General features: G+C 54.3%; 17 protein-coding genes and 1 riboswitch. Of the genes, 13 read left to right on the top strand and 4 right to left on the bottom strand.

The window, feature by feature from the left end; genetic code table 11:
• Window positions 1-25: 25 nt before the first annotated feature.
• The gene (locus ETC05_RS09810; RefSeq protein ID WP_031405509.1) at window positions 26-1,210 is read right to left on the bottom strand and encodes a class I SAM-dependent rRNA methyltransferase; all 1,185 of its coding nucleotides are present in this window, start codon (window positions 1,208-1,210) and stop codon (window positions 26-28) included.
• Between the two features lie 145 nt (window positions 1,211-1,355).
• A riboswitch (TPP riboswitch) is annotated at window positions 1,356-1,463 on the top strand.
• Between the two features lie 109 nt (window positions 1,464-1,572).
• Here ETC05_RS09810 and tenA point away from each other — a divergent pair.
• The 12 genes from tenA (at window position 1,573) to ETC05_RS09870 (ending at window position 11,357) form a co-directional block, all read left to right on the top strand.
• Window positions 1,573-2,256 carry a thiaminase II gene (tenA, locus tag ETC05_RS09815; protein WP_031405506.1) on the top strand — a complete coding sequence of 228 codons (684 nt, stop codon included), beginning with the start codon at window positions 1,573-1,575 and terminating at the stop codon, window positions 2,254-2,256.
• A 23-nt stretch (window positions 2,257-2,279) separates the two neighbouring features.
• Window positions 2,280-2,870 carry an ECF transporter S component gene (locus tag ETC05_RS09820; RefSeq protein ID WP_031405504.1) on the top strand — a complete coding sequence of 197 codons (591 nt, stop codon included), beginning with the start codon at window positions 2,280-2,282 and terminating at the stop codon, window positions 2,868-2,870.
• A gap of 14 nt (window positions 2,871-2,884) precedes the next feature.
• Window positions 2,885-4,339, top strand: coding sequence for an ABC transporter ATP-binding protein (locus ETC05_RS09825; RefSeq protein ID WP_171660909.1), 1,455 nt, complete (start codon window positions 2,885-2,887; stop codon window positions 4,337-4,339).
• Window positions 4,336-5,118, top strand: a complete 783-nt coding sequence (locus ETC05_RS09830; protein WP_031405500.1) for an energy-coupling factor transporter transmembrane component T family protein — start codon at window positions 4,336-4,338, stop codon at window positions 5,116-5,118. Before ETC05_RS09825 ends, ETC05_RS09830 begins: the two co-directional genes overlap by 4 nt.
• Before the next feature lie 16 nt (window positions 5,119-5,134).
• On the top strand, window positions 5,135-5,740 hold the full coding sequence (gene tenI / locus ETC05_RS09835; protein WP_031405498.1) for a thiazole tautomerase TenI: 606 nt from the start codon (window positions 5,135-5,137) through the stop codon (window positions 5,738-5,740).
• Window positions 5,741-5,743: 3 nt separating this feature from the next.
• A complete protein-coding gene (thiO, locus tag ETC05_RS09840; RefSeq protein WP_031405497.1) occupies window positions 5,744-6,877 on the top strand; it encodes a glycine oxidase ThiO in 1,134 nt (377 codons plus the stop codon).
• Window positions 6,874-7,077 carry a sulfur carrier protein ThiS gene (gene thiS / locus ETC05_RS09845; RefSeq protein WP_171660910.1) on the top strand — a complete coding sequence of 68 codons (204 nt, stop codon included), beginning with the start codon at window positions 6,874-6,876 and terminating at the stop codon, window positions 7,075-7,077. The genes thiO and thiS overlap by 4 nt, the downstream gene beginning before the upstream one ends.
• Before the next feature lies 1 nt (window position 7,078).
• Window positions 7,079-7,846 (top strand): thiazole synthase, encoded by a 768-nt coding sequence (locus ETC05_RS09850; protein WP_014194971.1) that lies wholly within the window; start codon window positions 7,079-7,081, stop codon window positions 7,844-7,846.
• Window positions 7,843-8,868, top strand: a complete 1,026-nt coding sequence (locus ETC05_RS09855) for a thiazole biosynthesis adenylyltransferase ThiF (RefSeq protein ID WP_171660911.1) — start codon at window positions 7,843-7,845, stop codon at window positions 8,866-8,868. Before ETC05_RS09850 ends, ETC05_RS09855 begins: the two co-directional genes overlap by 4 nt.
• Before the next feature lie 452 nt (window positions 8,869-9,320).
• Window positions 9,321-9,524 carry a hypothetical protein gene (locus ETC05_RS17855; RefSeq protein ID WP_031405489.1) on the top strand — a complete coding sequence of 68 codons (204 nt, stop codon included), beginning with the start codon at window positions 9,321-9,323 and terminating at the stop codon, window positions 9,522-9,524.
• The gene (locus ETC05_RS17860) at window positions 9,454-9,909 is read left to right on the top strand and encodes a zinc ribbon domain-containing protein (protein WP_237746936.1); all 456 of its coding nucleotides are present in this window, start codon (window positions 9,454-9,456) and stop codon (window positions 9,907-9,909) included. Before ETC05_RS17855 ends, ETC05_RS17860 begins: the two co-directional genes overlap by 71 nt.
• A gap of 176 nt (window positions 9,910-10,085) precedes the next feature.
• Window positions 10,086-11,357, top strand: a complete 1,272-nt coding sequence (locus ETC05_RS09870; protein ID WP_031405487.1) for a hemolysin family protein — start codon at window positions 10,086-10,088, stop codon at window positions 11,355-11,357.
• A gap of 83 nt (window positions 11,358-11,440) precedes the next feature.
• On the opposite strand, the gene ETC05_RS09875 is transcribed toward ETC05_RS09870, so the two are convergent.
• The gene (locus tag ETC05_RS09875) at window positions 11,441-11,653 is read right to left on the bottom strand and encodes an alpha/beta-type small acid-soluble spore protein (protein ID WP_031405485.1); all 213 of its coding nucleotides are present in this window, start codon (window positions 11,651-11,653) and stop codon (window positions 11,441-11,443) included.
• Window positions 11,654-11,947: 294 nt separating this feature from the next.
• Between ETC05_RS09875 and ETC05_RS09880 the strand changes: the two genes are divergently transcribed.
• Window positions 11,948-12,190 carry a hypothetical protein gene (locus ETC05_RS09880; RefSeq protein WP_031405483.1) on the top strand — a complete coding sequence of 81 codons (243 nt, stop codon included), beginning with the start codon at window positions 11,948-11,950 and terminating at the stop codon, window positions 12,188-12,190.
• 83 nt (window positions 12,191-12,273) lie between these two features.
• Here ETC05_RS09880 and ETC05_RS09885 read toward each other — a convergent pair whose 3' ends face one another.
• Both ETC05_RS09885 and ETC05_RS09890 read right to left on the bottom strand, forming a co-directional pair.
• Complete coding sequence (locus tag ETC05_RS09885; protein WP_031405482.1) at window positions 12,274-13,386, bottom strand: ABC transporter ATP-binding protein; 1,113 nt, start codon at window positions 13,384-13,386, stop codon at window positions 12,274-12,276.
• Window positions 13,387-13,515: 129 nt separating this feature from the next.
• Complete coding sequence (locus ETC05_RS09890; protein WP_031405480.1) at window positions 13,516-14,406, bottom strand: PucR family transcriptional regulator; 891 nt, start codon at window positions 14,404-14,406, stop codon at window positions 13,516-13,518.
• Between the last annotated feature and the right edge of the window lie 43 nt (window positions 14,407-14,449).

Here is a 14,449-nt window from a genome sequence, read left to right on the forward strand (position 1 = left end):
CGAAACGGCCTTTGAGCGCGGCTCGTCACCGCCGGGAATACACTTCGTAAATGGCGAATTTTAAGTAGTCGCCTTCTTCCGCGGCAAGGAGTTTCGGGTGGTCGTAGCCGGCGCCGTTCCAATATACTTGACGAAGCACTTTTTTCGCGTCAAATGCCGCATCAGCAATCATCTCTTGAAATAGGTGCGGGCGGACGTGGTACGAGCAGCTTGATGTGACGAAAAAGCCGCCGTCTTTGACAAGCTTCAAACCGTTTAAGTTAATGTCTTTATAGCCGCGCAGCGCCTTCGGGACGGCATGGGCCGATTTCGCGAACGCCGGCGGGTCGATGATGACGACATCCCACTGTTTGCCAGCGCGCACCGACTCGCGCAAATAGTCGAAGGCGTTGGCGACGACAAATTCAACGTTCGTGAATCCGTTTAACGCAGCGTTCCGTTTCGCGGTCTCGATGGCATGTTCAGAAATATCGACGGCAGTAGCATGTTTTGCTCCATACAGACAAGCGTTCAGCATAAAGGAGCCGGTATGGGTGAAGCAGTCGAGCACCGTCGTCTCCGGACCGATGAGCGGACGAAGGGCAGCGCGGTTTTGCCGTTGGTCGAAGAAAAAGCCCGTTTTTTGCCCGTTCTCAATATCGACGATGTATTTCACGCCGTTTTCCTCAATTTCGATTTCAGTTTCCGATTCCCCGTACCAAAAGCCTTTTTCTTGTTTGAGACCCTCAAGCTCCCGAACAGATACATCGTTGCGCAAATAAATGGCCCTTGGGGCAAACACGTCAAGCAAGCCGCGCAAGATCCAGTCTTTCCGTTTTTCCATGCCGAGCGCCAAAATTTGCACAACCAGCACATCTTCATATTTGTCGACGATCAATCCGGGCAAAAAGTCGGCCTCGCCATAGACGGCGCGGCAGGAGCGAACGCCGGGAATCATCCGTTCACGGTACGCCCACGCCTGACGGATGCGGTCGATGAAAAAGCGCTCATCGAGTTCATCGTTTGGGTTTTGTGTCAAGACGCGGACGATGATTTGCGAAGCAGGGTTGATATATCCTTTCGCCAGCCAATACCCTTGATGATTGTAAATGTCAACGAAGTCGCCCGGCGCTACATCGCCTTCGATGCGGTCGACTTCACTTTGAAAAATCCATGGGTGCCCTTGCTCAAGTCGTTTTTTCCGTTTCCGTTTTAGGATCACTTTCGCCATCGTTTCCACTCCCATCCAATCGTCAATTGCTGCGTTTTTATCATAGCGGATTGAAACGTGCGGCGCAACGTCGGCGAAAAAAAGATTGACAACCGCCGCCGTCGTGGTATGATAAGTGGTAAAGAAAACTGAAAATTGCACCATCATCATCCACTAGGGGGGCCTTTAGAAAGGCTGAGATCAAAGTGTGCCTTTGAGACCCTTAGCACCTGATCTGGGTAATGCCAGCGTAGGGAAGTGGAGGAGCAGCACAGTAAGGCTAGGCTTTGCCTTGCCAACGTCGTCGCATGCCCACGCCGCTTTCTTTACGCCCAAGGGCAAAGGAAGCGGCGTTTTTATTTTGCCAAAAAGGGGGAGGACGAATGTCATTTGCCAAACAATTGCGCCAGGCGGCCGATCCAATCTGGCAGGCGAGTTTTCGCCATCCGTTCGTTCAGGAGCTTGGCCAGGGGACGCTGGAGCGCGAGAAATTTCGCTATTACGTGATGCAAGATGCCTATTATTTGCGCCATTTTGCCCGCGTGCAGGCGATCGGAGCGGCGAAATCGCCGGATTTGGCGACAACGGCCCGGATGGCGCACCATGCACAAAGCACGTGCGAAGCCGAGCTGTCGCTGCATGAAACGTTCGCCAAGCTGCTAGGCATTACGGAGGAAGAGAGGGCGGCGTTCATTCCGGCGCCGACGGCGTACGCCTATACGTCGCACATGTACCGTGCTGCGTATGAAGGGCATCTCGGTGATGTCATCGCCGCCATTTTGCCATGCTACTGGCTGTATTACGAAATTGGCGAGCGTTTGAAAACGTGCCGCCCGAATGATCCGATTTATGAAAAATGGATCAGCACCTACAGTTCCGACTGGTTCCGCTCACTTGTAGAAGAGCAAATCGCGCGGCTTGACGCCATCGCTGACGCGGTCACCGAAGAGGATCGCCATCGGATGAAGCGGCATTTCCTCATCAGCAGCGAATATGAGTACGAGTTTTGGGAGATGGCGTACCGGCTTGAGCAGTGGCCGTCGGTTGAATTGGCGGTAAGCCGTTGACGTGAGACAAGGAGGAGAACAGGATGGAAGCGAAGGCAAAAGGGTTAAAATTGGCGGATATTTTAACGACGATCGTCATTGCGATTGTGTTTGGCGTGATTTACAAATTATGGGGCCCACTATATAGCGCGGTGGGAGCAGTAGGGTTTCATCTCGATCAACTCATTTACGGCATGTGGTTTATCGCTTCTTCGCTTGCCTATTTGTTGATCCGCAAACCAGGGGTGGCGTTGCTCGCGGAGATTGCCGCTTCGTCCGGCGAGCTGATCATGGGATCGCAATGGGGGCTTGAAGTGCTCATTTACGGGGTTGTACAAGGGCTGTTGGCCGAGCTTGTCTTTGCCGCCTTCCGCTATCGGCGCTTCGATGCGTTCGTTGTCTCGCTCGGTGCGGTCGGGGCGACGGTCGGCTCGCTCATCATGGACTTTTACAAAGGCTATATTGAGGCGCTTGCTCCATGGAATATGGCGCTCTTTTTGCTGGCGCGTTTTATTGGCGCCATCCTCATCTCCGGTGTGTTTGCTGTTTCATTGGCAAAAGCGCTCGAAAAAACCGGAGTGACGCAAATGTGGCGGTCGGCTTCAAAAGATGATTACGATGCGTTGAACCGGTAAGGCGGCGAATGGCGATGAAACAAGCAATTGCGGTTGACCGGCTTCGCCTGAAATTTCCCGGGGGCGACAGACTGCTGTTTCGCGATTTGTCGCTTTCGATTGCCGAGGGAGAGAAAGTGCTTCTCCTCGGTCCGTCGGGATGCGGAAAGTCGACATTATTGCAAGTGATGGCCGGCATCATTCCCCACTCGATCGATGTGCCAATGAAAGCGGAGCGCCTTGAGAGGCCGGAGCGGTGGGGCTATGTCTTTCAAGACCCCGATGCGCAATTTTGCATGCCGTATGCGGACGAGGAAATCGCCTTTGCCCTTGAAAATCAGGGCGTGCCGCGCCGCGAGATGCCCGCCCGCATCCGCGCCCTGCTGGACCAGGTCGGTTTGGAGATCGCCCCGCATACGGATATTCATACGCTTTCCGGCGGGATGAAGCAGCGGTTGGCGCTCGCTTCGGTGCTGGCGCTTGAGCCGGATGTCTTGTTTTTGGATGAGCCGACGGCGCTGCTCGATGAAGAAGGGACGAAGGCGGTATGGCAAACGGTGAAGCAGGTGGGCCGCGGCAAAACGATCATCATCGTCGAGCATAAAATTGAACATGTGCTCGACTTTGTGGATCGGATCGTGTTGTTTGACCGCGATGGGCGCATCATCGCCGACGGCGAGGCGAAGGCGGTGTTTTCCGATTATAAAGACGTCATTGCCGCTGAAGGGATTTGGTATCCAGGCGTCTGGGATGACTATGACCGGACGGCAAGGCGGCAAGCTCGCCATCAAGGCGAGGAGCTTCTTCGCCTCAGCTGTTTTCGCGGGTTCCGCGGCCGGGAGGCGAAAATCTATGTTCCTGAAGCAGCGGTGTACGCCGGCGAATGGATTGCCATCACGGGAAAGAACGGCGCTGGCAAAAGCACGCTGCTGCACGCGCTCATGCAGCTCATCTTTACAGACGGCGAGTATGCGCTGTTGGGGGAGGACGTGAAAAAGAAGCGGCCGCTTTATCGCCATATCGCCTTTGTTTTTCAAAACCCGGAGTGGCAATTTGTCACCCATTCGGTTCGTGATGAACTCGCCTACTCGCTTCGGCTTGAGGGGCGGCCGAAAGAGGAAATTGAGGGAATCGTCGACCGTCTGTTGCGTGAATTTGACCTTGTTGGACAACAAGACCAACACCCGTATCAGCTGTCGATTGGGCAAAAACGGCGGTTGAGCGTCGCAGCGTCGATCGTCGCCGGCCAGCGCCTCTTTTTGCTTGATGAGCCGACATTTGGGCAAGATGCAAAAAATACGTTCGCGTTGCTCGAAATGCTTGAAGCATACCGTGAACAAGGGGCGGCGATCATGATGGTCACACATGATGAACAAATCGTCCGCCGCTTTGCGACGAGACGGTGGGTGATTGAAGATGGGGCGCTCGTTCGGGACGAACGGCTTGACATCCGAGAGCCCGTGTTGGCGGAAGGTGGATCAGGGCGATGAAATGGGAGGTTCGCTGCCGCAAGACATGGCTTCATGAGACGAACCCGAGCTTAAAGCTCATTGTGCTTGTTGTGCTTTTTTTTGCCGTGTTGTTCATTCACAATCCGAACGTGCTCATCAATGTTTCGCTCGCTTTGTTTGCTTTGTTTTGCTTTGGCACCGGCTATCCGGCGGGCGTGTTGTTTTGGTTGTTTTTGCCGTTTTTTCTTGTCTTTGTTTCGACGGCCTCATCGATGATGATGTTTGGTGAAGGAACGACGACATGGTTTCGCTGGGGGCTCATCCATATTACGGCGGAAAGTTTTTGGCGCGGGGTGCACATTGGGGTTCGCGCTTTGGCGCTTGGGCTTCTCGGGCTGATTTTTTCGCTGACGACTCGCCCGGTGCATCTGTTTTATTCGCTCATGCAGCAGCTAAAGTTGAAACCAAAGTATGCATACAGCTTTTTAGCGGCGGTTCGGTTGTTGCCGATGATGCTCGAAGAGTTTCAAACAGTCCGCTACGCCTTGACCGTGCGCGGCGTGCCGAACAAGGGCGGCCTTGGCAAAATCAAGCGCTACGCCGTTCCGCTGTTGTCGCAAAGCATCCGCCGCGCCCAGCGCATTGCGGTCGCGATGGAGGCAAAGCGATTTTCCGGGGATGGACGGCGCACGTTTTACTATGAAATGGGGTTTGGCAAATATGATGTCCTGTTTGTCGCCCTGTTCGCCGCCTTGATGTTGGTGGCTTATTATGCCGGCATGCATTATCCATATATCCCGATCAGCGATGTCCGATAGAGGGAAAGGGATGGCAATGGGGATTCTTCATTTCATTTCGACGGGACGGCAGACAGCTGACGAGTTCGCGGCGATTTGCGCCCATGTTCATCCGTACGCCGATTTCATTCATATTCGTGAAAAGGAAAAGACAGCGCGCGAAGCGGCGGCGTTTGTCGCGGCACTGCTTCGCGTCGGGGTGCCGCCCCAAAAAATCATCGTCAATGACCGGGTTGATGTCGCCGCTGTCTACGGTGTCAAAGGTGTGCAGCTTGCTTATCACAGCCTGCCGGTGCGCGCCGTCCGCCGCTCGTTTCCGGACTTGACGGTTGGTTGCTCGGTGCACGGGTCGGAGGAGGCGAAACAAGCCGAACAGGATGGCGCTCACTTTTGTTTGTATGGTCATATTTTTCCGACGGACAGCAAGCCCGGTTTGCCACCGCGCGGTCTGGACTCGCTTGCGGAAATCGTGGCCGCCGTGTCCATTCCAGTCATCGCCATCGGCGGCATTCACGCCGGCAACGCTCGTCGGGTGCTGGAAGCGGGCGCAGCCGGGGTGGCGGTATTGTCGGCTGTTTTTTTCGCCGCCGACCCCGTTGCTGAGGCCAAACGGCTGGCAGACATAGTGAAAGGGAGGGGATAGGGGATGACGCGTCGGTATGACGTCGCCATCATCGGCGGCGGAGTGATTGGGGCGGCCATCGGCTTTGAACTCGCCAAACGGCGGCACCGCGTCGCCATTTTCGAAAAAGGAACGATGGGAAGCGGGGCATCAAGCGCAGCGGCTGGCATGCTCGGGGCGCAATCGGAGTTTTCGGCGCCGAGCCCGCTCGTGCCGCTTGCCTTGCAAAGCCGGGCGCTCATGCCGTCCTTGGCTGAAGAGCTGAAGGAGAGAACCGGCATTGATATCGGCCTTGTCGAAAAAGGAATGATCAAACTAGCGACAACGGAGGAGGAAGCGGACGATCTTTATCGCCATTATGCATTTTGGCGGAGCATAGGCGAACCGGTGCAGTGGCTCACGAAAGGGGAGGCGCTTGACATCGAGCCGCGTCTTGCGACGGAAGCGCTTGCCGGTGCGATGTACATTCCCGGCGATGGGCAAGTGAGCGCTTCGGATTTCGCCGCCGCTCTCGCCTATGCCGCCGCCTCCGCCGGCGCTTGTCTGTACGAGTATACGGAAGTGTTCGACATTCGTTCTGACAGCAGCGGTCATGTGTTAGACACAATAAGCGGAACGTTTTCCGCCGAGGCGGTCGTCATCGCTTCCGGAGCTTGGGCGGCGCGGCTTGGCGCGCGGGTCGGGCTTTCGCTTTCCGTTTATCCGGTCAAAGGGGAGTGCGTCATGGTGCGCACTCCGGTTCCGCTGTTGCAAACGACGGTATTTGCGAAAAACGGCTGCTATATCGTTCCAAAATCGGGAAACCGGCTGCTCATCGGAGCGACGTCCACGCCCAACACGTTTGACCGGCGCGTATCGGTCGGCGGGGTGATGAGTTTGTTGCATCGCGCCGCCCACCTTGTTCCAAACATTGAACAGGCGGAGTGGGTAACGGCATGGAGCGGCATTCGGCCGCAGACCGAAGACGGTTTGCCTTATCTAGGTGAGCATCCGGAGCGGCGCGGCTTATTTGTCGCTGCTGGCCATTACCGGAACGGCATTTTGCTCAGCCCGTTGACCGGTCTGCTTGTCGCCGACTTAGTGGAGCGGAAAAAAACGGCGTTTGACCTTGCGCCATTTTCGTTGACACGCCATATCGGAAAGGTGGGGGTGGAATGACGTTAGTGATTAACGGGGAGACGGTCGCCGTGCCCGACGAGGTGAAAACGGTGGGCGATTTGCTTGCCCATTTCCGGCTTGAGAATAAGCTTTGCATCGTCGAAGTCAATGTCCGCATCATCCAAAAACATGAGTATGGGACGACGGCGTTGCGCGATGGCGATCGCGTGGAAATCGTTCATTTTGTAGGAGGCGGTTGAGATGTTGAAAATTGGTCCATATGAATTCTCTTCGCGTCTGTTGCTCGGCACGGGCAAATATCCGAGCTTGGACGTGCAAAAAGAAGCGGTGGAAGCATCAGGGGCGGAAATTTTAACGTTCGCTGTCCGGCGGATGAACATCTTTTCTCCGGAGCAGCCGAACTTTTTAGAGCAGCTCGATTTAAGCAAATATAAGCTTTTGCCGAACACCGCTGGGGCGAAAACGGCGGAAGAGGCGGTGCGCATCGCCCGGCTCGCCAAGGCATCCGGATTGTGTGATATGATAAAAGTAGAAGTGATCGGCTGCGACAAAACGCTCCTTCCAGACCCGATCGAGACGTTGAAAGCGGCGGAAATGCTGCTTGAGGAAGGATTTATCGTGTTGCCGTACACATCCGATGATGTCGTGCTGGCGAAGCGGCTAGAGGAGCTTGGCTGCCATGCGATCATGCCGGGCGCCTCGCCGATCGGGTCCGGACAAGGCATCATCAATCCGCTCAATTTGAGCTTTATCATTGAGCAGGCGAACGTGCCGGTCATTGTCGACGCCGGCATCGGCGGACCGGCGGACGCGGCCCTGGCGATGGAGCTTGGTGCGGATGGGGTGCTTTTGAACACCGCTGTTTCCGGTGCGGCCGATCCAGTGAAAATGGCAAAAGCGATGAAGCTGGCGGTAGAAGCGGGCCGGCTCGGCTATGAAGCCGGACGCATCCCGAAAAAACGGTACGCGTCAGCGAGCAGCCCGATGGAAGGAATGAGTGTTGTTTGAACGAACGATATTCCCGGCAGCAACTATTTGCGCCGATTGGCAAAGAAGGGCAGAAGAAAATACGAGAAAAACATGTCGTGCTGATCGGCGCTGGAGCGCTCGGCACGGGCAATGCCGAAGCGCTCGTGCGCGCTGGCATCGGCAAATTGACAATCATCGACCGCGATTACGTCGAATGGAGCAACTTGCAGCGCCAGCAGCTGTACAGCGAAGCGGATGCGAAGGAGCGGCTGCCAAAGGCGATCGCCGCCAAACGGCGTCTTGAACAAATCAACAGCGAAGTTGAGATCGAGGCCATTGTCGGCGACGCCGGCCCGGAAGAATTGGAAACGATCGCTGTCAAGCAACGCCCTGACTTATGGATCGATGCGACAGACAATTTTGATACGCGCCTTGTCATCAATGACGTTGCCTACAAGTACAACATTCCGTGGATTTATGGCGCTTGTGTCGGCAGTTACGGTTTAAGCTGCACCTTCATTCCGAACCGCACGCCTTGTTTGTATTGCTTGCTTGAAACGGTGCCGCAAGGGGGATTGACGTGCGATACGGCCGGCATTATCAGCCCAGCGGTGCAAATGGTTGTCAGCTATCAGATGGCTGAGGCGTTAAAAATGTTAGTGGGGGATTGGTCGGCGCTCCGCGGCAAGCTTGTTTCGTTTGACCTTTGGACGAACGAATATGCCGCCATTCGCCTTGACGGAGTGAAAAAGGATGATTGCCCGACGTGCGGACGTCATCCATCTTATCCGTTTCTTTCGTATGAACAACGGACGAAGACGGCCGTCTTGTGCGGGCGCGATTCTGTGCAAATCCGTCCGCCTGCCCGACGCGAGTACGACTTGAATGAAGTGGCGGAGCTGTTTCGCCGCCAAGGGCTTCAAGCGGAAGCGAACCCGTATCTTGTCTCCGTTTCGCTCGGCGAAAAACGGTTGGTCGTCTTTCGTGATGGCCGTGCGCTTGTGCACGGCACGAAAGATGTGCAGGAGGCAAAGGCGATCTATTACCGCTATTTAGGTTGAAAAGACAGGAAATGAGCGCGTTTGTTGATGGGAGGACGTCCTTGTTTTGTTCAGCAAACGGTCAAAACCCCCCCTTCTCCTCCTGCTTTTCCCGCCGTCAATAGGGTACAATGAAAGAGGGGAAGAAAAGGGAGGGGAAGACGAATGGCCGAGTGGTCGGTGACCTTCAACATTGCCTCATTGCTTGTTCTTTTGTATTTGATTGGTTCCTGTTGGCTTGAATCATGATGCGCCTCCGTTCATCCGGCGCATTTTTCTTTTTGGTTGTCTGGATTTATATGGAAGGACAACTCCCCAGCTATAGTCAGTTGGCGAAAAATTTGTTATATTTAAGATAGGAAGAGCGAAAACGGCTGCTGCCGGCCGCATCGCTTTGTTTCCGCTTAGCGCGGCAAGTGTGGTTTTTACAGAAATCCCGCGCGAAAGCCCGCTCTTTAGGGGGATGAAGCGCGTTGCCGTTTCTTCATCAAACTGATACAATCATGGTATGGGACAAGAATATCGTCGTGCTCAGCACCGGGGAAATGATCCCGAATCCCCGGCATCTGCGAAAACAAGAAAAAGAAACTGAAACGCTGGCAACAGATTCTTTCCCGCTGGGAGCCGCGTGGGAAGAACCGGAAGAAGGCCCGGCTAAAAGCGGCCTGGCTTCATGAGAAGGTGAAAAGCGCCTGGCTGGACTTGCTGCACAAGCTGTCCTCCCGGCTGATTCGCGAAAACCAAGTGATCGGCCCTGGAGAATCTGCAGGTGCGAAACATGCAAAAGAACCACCGGCTGGCGGGAAGCATCGCCTACGCCGGTTGGTCGGAATTCCAGAGGCAGTTGGAGTACAAAGCGAAGTGGTACGGTCGCAGGTGGTGATTGTGTCGTCTGTTTTCCCGTCCAGCCAGCTTTGTTCCTGCTGTGGACACCGAAACACCGGGATGAAAGACCTGTCTGTCCGGCAGTGGACGCGCCCGGTGTGCAGCGAGACTCATGAGCGGGATGTCAATGTTGCAAGAAACATTCTCTACGAAGGATTGCGTATGTTGTTCGCTTAAGCCGGCTCAACCGTGGGACACACGGGGATCGCTTGGCGCCGTAAGGCAGAACTCCCGGGTGCGGGAGTGCTCCCAAGAATCCCGCGGCTTTAGCCGTGTGGAGTGTCAAAAGCATGATTCGGCGGAAAAATGGATATGAATAACATAGTCACCATCCATAGGAGTGTGAAGATTCGTTGGAAGAGTGGCCGTTAAGGTTGTTCGGGTGGTTTTTCCTCTCCCTGCTCGCGAATGCGCTGTTCGCTTCAGCGGAAGCCGCGTTTTCCTCGGCAAGCAAGACACGGTTGCGGCATTACGCGGAAGAGCATCTGCACAATAAGCGCCTCCAGGCGGTGATCGGTCAGCTTGACCGCGTGTTGTTGGCGCTTGCTGTAACCACCCGCCTTACCAGCGTCGTAGCGGTCGTGCTCTTTACGGACATCGCCGTTTCGTTGCTTGGGGAACAGATGGGTTTGTTTGCCACATTGGCGGTGATGACAGGGTTATTTGTCATCTTCGGTGAAATTTTGCCAAAATCGATGGCGAAAGAGCATGCGGAGCAGCTCGCCATCCGATACGCCGGCCTTGCCTATGGGCTGATGAAGTTGATGACGCCGGTTACGGCGTCGCTCCAAGCCATAAAAGATCGAATCACCAGGCGGTTCGCCAATGGGGTGGCCGTGCCGGCTGTGACAGAGGAAGATATTAAAGTGATGGTTGAGCTGAGTGAAGAAGAAGGGGTCATTGACAACAAAGAAAAAGAATTGATCCAACGTTCGCTCGATTTTGATGAAATTTTGGTCGGAGAAATTTTCACCCCGCGCGCTGATATGGTGGCGGTGGAAGTGAACCAGCCGATTGAAGAGATTCGCGACGTGTTTTTGGAAGAGAAATATTCCCGCATCCCGGTCTATGAAGGGGATATTGACAACGTAATCGGCATTTTGTCGGAAAGCGACTTTTTCAGCGAGCTTGTGCAAAAGCGGGAGGTGCGCATCCGCGATTTGTTGCGCCAGCCGTTGTTCGTTGTCGAGTCCATGAAAGTGTCCGATCTTCTGCCGGAGCTGCAAAAAAGCAAAGTGCATATGGCGATCGTCGTCGACGAGTTTGGCGGCACCGCCGGTTTGATTACGCTCGAAGATATTCTCGAGCAAATTGTCGGCGAAATATGGGATGAGCATGATGAGGCGGTGAAAACGGTGCGCCAAATCGACGAGCACAGCTTCGAGTTCAGCGCCGAACTGCCGTTGGATGAGTTTTGCGAAGTGATGAACATCGACGTGCCAAAGAGTGAATCGCATACGTTGGGCGGCTGGATTTTTGAGATGTTTGAGCGCATTCCAGCCGTCGGCGAAACGCTGCAATATGGACCGCTGACGTTCACCGTCCGCCAAGTCGACAATCGGCGCATTCGCAAAGTGCTTGTCTCATTGAGCCAACCGCTTGCCGAGCAGGCGGGAGGCGTCTGATGCGCTCCCCGTTCCCATATGAAAGCGCCCCGGGCTGACTGCCCGGGGCGTTTGCCATCTATATAAAGTTGTTCGTAAGACGGTTATTGAGCGTTGCCGAATTGGCCGCCAAGTTGTTGCTGAGCCATGGCGACAAGACGTTTCGTAATTTCGCCACCGACCGAACCGTTCGCGCGAGAAGTCGTGTCAGCGCCGAGGTTCACCCCAAATTCTTGGGCGATTTCGTACTTCATTTGATCAATGGCTTGTTGAGCACCAGCGACTAACAGTTGGTTGTTGTTATTGTTGCGTGCCATCGTTGATCATCTCCTCTTAAAAATTTTTGATGGTTGGGGTGGTTGGATTTGCACTAACACTTCACGCTACAAGGCGTGTGCCAAGCTTGGCTGAACCCACCGGCCCACCCGCTTTTGGCTTCGCCAGCGTCCCCGTCGCAACGGAACGGATGGGTGATTTCGCTGGCGGTACTCATAGTTTGGGACGTTTTTTGCCTGTTATTCATGGTGATAATGTGGAAATTTTTAACGTTTTACTCCTGTCACCATTAGGGAATATGTAAAGATAAGGAACAGCTTAGAGGAGGAAGCAGCATGAATGTATGCCCGCTGTGCAACGGGTTGCGCCGGGTGACGGTGTATTGCAGCTACTGTCGGCAACCAATGGAGGATAAAGGAAAAGTGACGGATTATTTCGATGACTACAGCCCGTATATGGATGCGGATGTCATGAAACTTGTCGACGGCTATTTGCGAACGTATACGAATCATGAATGTGTTCATTTGTTTTACTGTCCGTCCTGCCATGAGGAGGAAGTGCGTTTTATCAAGGAATAAGGCTGTTGATGGAGTGGAAAGGAAAGGCGCTCCATTTGTTTCGGAACGCCTTCGAATGAATCTATATGAACAACAATGGGGGGTTACTTTTCATCCGCCGCCCGGATGCGCCGCTCCGTTTCAACGTCAAAGAAGTGCGCTTTGTTCATATCAAGCGCTAGGTCAATCCGATGGCCCGGCTTGATTTCCGTGCGGGCATCGATGCGAGCGATCAATTCTTGGCCGTCGATGCTAAAATAGATCATCGATTCAGCGCCGAGCAACTCGGCGACTTCGACGAGAGCGGTAACTTTCGTCGCCGGCGATGCTTCAAGGAAGAGCGGTTCGTCGTGAATGTCTTCCGGACGAATGCCTAAAATCACTTCCTTGCCGACATACCCTTGCTCACGCAACACTTTCATTTTTCCTTCGGGAACGCCAAACGATGTTTGGCCAACGACAAACTTGCCGTCTTGCAACGTTCCGCGGAGGAAGTTCATGGCCGGTGAACCGATAAAGCCGCCGACAAAAATGTTTTCCGGTTTTTCGTATACCTCGCGCGGCGTTCCGACTTGCTGGATGACGCCGTCTTTCATGACGACAAGACGGGTGGCCATTGTCATCGCTTCCGTTTGGTCGTGGGTGACGTAAATCGTCGTCGTTTCCAAGCGCTGATGGAGCTTCGCGATCTCCGAGCGCATTTGCACCCGCAATTTCGCATCCAAGTTCGAGAGCGGCTCGTCCATTAAAAACACTTTTGCATCGCGGACGATGGCTCGTCCTAATGCCACGCGCTGCCGCTGCCCGCCGGAGAGCGCTTTCGGCTTGCGGTCCAAATATTGCTCCAGCCCGAGAATGCGCGCCGCCTCGCGGACGCGTTTTTCAATTTCCGCTTTCGGGAATTTGCGCAGTTTTAAACCGAACGCCATGTTGTCATAGACGCTCATATGGGGATACAGAGCGTAGTTTTGGAACACCATGGCGATGTCGCGGTCTTTCGGCGGCACATCGTTCATTCGTTTGCCGTCGATGTAAAGATCACCTTTGGAAATTTCCTCAAGGCCGGCGATCATCCGCAACGTTGTAGATTTGCCGCAGCCGGACGGGCCCACGAAGACGATAAACTCTTTGTCTTGAATATGTAAATTGAAGTCTTTGACGGCGACCACATTGTTGTCGTAAATTTTGTAAATATGATCAAGAATGAGTTCTGCCATAACCATCCTCCTTATCGCCGAAATCGTTTTCTTGTCATTAGTGTATAGAAAAATGGCAACATTCGTAAATGGACGAGATGCACAAAAAATGCCGCCGATTTTCGGCGACATGACAAAAAAGCGGGGGGATTACGAATGGCGCCGGTGCAAGATGGCCAAATAGACGGCTGCCGCCCCTTTGAACCGTTTGATGTCGACTCCGGTTTGCTCCGTCCATTTATCGATTCGATATTGCAAACTGTTGCGGTGCATATACAGCTTTTTCGCCGCCATCGAGACGTTTAAGTTGCATTGCAAAAACGTCTCCATCGCCCGCACTTCCTCCTCGTCGAATTCGTCAAGAAACGAGAGGGTCCGGTGGGCTTTCTCACTGACTGCCCCTTCTTCAAAGAGCGGAAGCGGAATGACGTCTTCCCATTCGTACACCGTTCGTTTCGGCCAAAAGCGCCGAGCGGCGGAAAAACACTCTTTTTCAAGGAGAAATGATTCATATAGCCGTTCATCGACGGGGCGGATCGGGCCGATCAATAAATGAATGGCAGTATAAAAATCAGCGGCGAGCGCCTCAGCCATGTCCGCTAACGAAGGAGGATCCGTCGTCTGCTTTTGTTTCGCTTCGACGATCAGCCCGCGCCGATCTTGCTCCCAGACGATGGTGACTGGGGAGGAAAACAAGCCGCGAACAGCGTCAGTGAACTCTTCTTTGTTGGCGATCGGCCGGCTGGCCGTAAAATGAATGAACCGGCAATACGGAGCAGCGAGCCGAGCGAGCGCGGCTGGATCGCCGGTTGCCATCCATCGTTTCCATGCCCGCTCCTCTTCGCTTTCCGGTTCGCGCCGGCGCTCGGCGGGGGTGAAAAAAAGCGACAGCAATCGCCGCTCCTGTTCTGTCAATCGATGTTTGGCGATGCCGATCTCATCACCATCGTCGGTATAAAACCATTCGTAATCTTCGGGGTGTTCCGGCTGACCGTTAATGATGATGTCCCCTTCATAAAGCGATTCGAGCTCTTTTAGCATTGCGGCGCACCCCTTTTCGTCAAGGATGGATGTCACGCCGAAA

The sequence above is a fragment of the Geobacillus sp. BMUD genome, from assembly GCF_013096845.1.
Taxonomy (GTDB): domain Bacteria; phylum Bacillota; class Bacilli; order Bacillales; family Anoxybacillaceae; genus Geobacillus; species Geobacillus vulcani.

Coding starts and splice junctions, on each gene's coding strand:
- ETC05_RS09820 (WP_031405504.1), top strand. CDS start 2,280: ATGGAAGCGAAGGCAAAAGGGTTAAAATTGGCGGATATTTTAACGACG.
- tenA (WP_031405506.1), top strand. CDS start 1,573: ATGTCATTTGCCAAACAATTGCGCCAGGCGGCCGATCCAATCTGGCAG.
- ETC05_RS09825 (WP_171660909.1), top strand. CDS start 2,885: ATGAAACAAGCAATTGCGGTTGACCGGCTTCGCCTGAAATTTCCCGGG.
- thiO (WP_031405497.1), top strand. CDS start 5,744: ATGACGCGTCGGTATGACGTCGCCATCATCGGCGGCGGAGTGATTGGG.
- tenI (WP_031405498.1), top strand. CDS start 5,135: ATGGGGATTCTTCATTTCATTTCGACGGGACGGCAGACAGCTGACGAG.
- ETC05_RS09850 (WP_014194971.1), top strand. CDS start 7,079: ATGTTGAAAATTGGTCCATATGAATTCTCTTCGCGTCTGTTGCTCGGC.
- thiS (WP_171660910.1), top strand. CDS start 6,874: ATGACGTTAGTGATTAACGGGGAGACGGTCGCCGTGCCCGACGAGGTG.
- ETC05_RS09810 (WP_031405509.1), bottom strand. CDS start 1,210: ATGGCGAAAGTGATCCTAAAACGGAAACGGAAAAAACGACTTGAGCAA.
- ETC05_RS09880 (WP_031405483.1), top strand. CDS start 11,948: ATGAATGTATGCCCGCTGTGCAACGGGTTGCGCCGGGTGACGGTGTAT.
- ETC05_RS09885 (WP_031405482.1), bottom strand. CDS start 13,386: ATGGCAGAACTCATTCTTGATCATATTTACAAAATTTACGACAACAAT.
- ETC05_RS09830 (WP_031405500.1), top strand. CDS start 4,336: ATGAAATGGGAGGTTCGCTGCCGCAAGACATGGCTTCATGAGACGAAC.
- ETC05_RS09875 (WP_031405485.1), bottom strand. CDS start 11,653: ATGGCACGCAACAATAACAACAACCAACTGTTAGTCGCTGGTGCTCAA.
- ETC05_RS09890 (WP_031405480.1), bottom strand. CDS start 14,406: ATGCTAAAAGAGCTCGAATCGCTTTATGAAGGGGACATCATCATTAAC.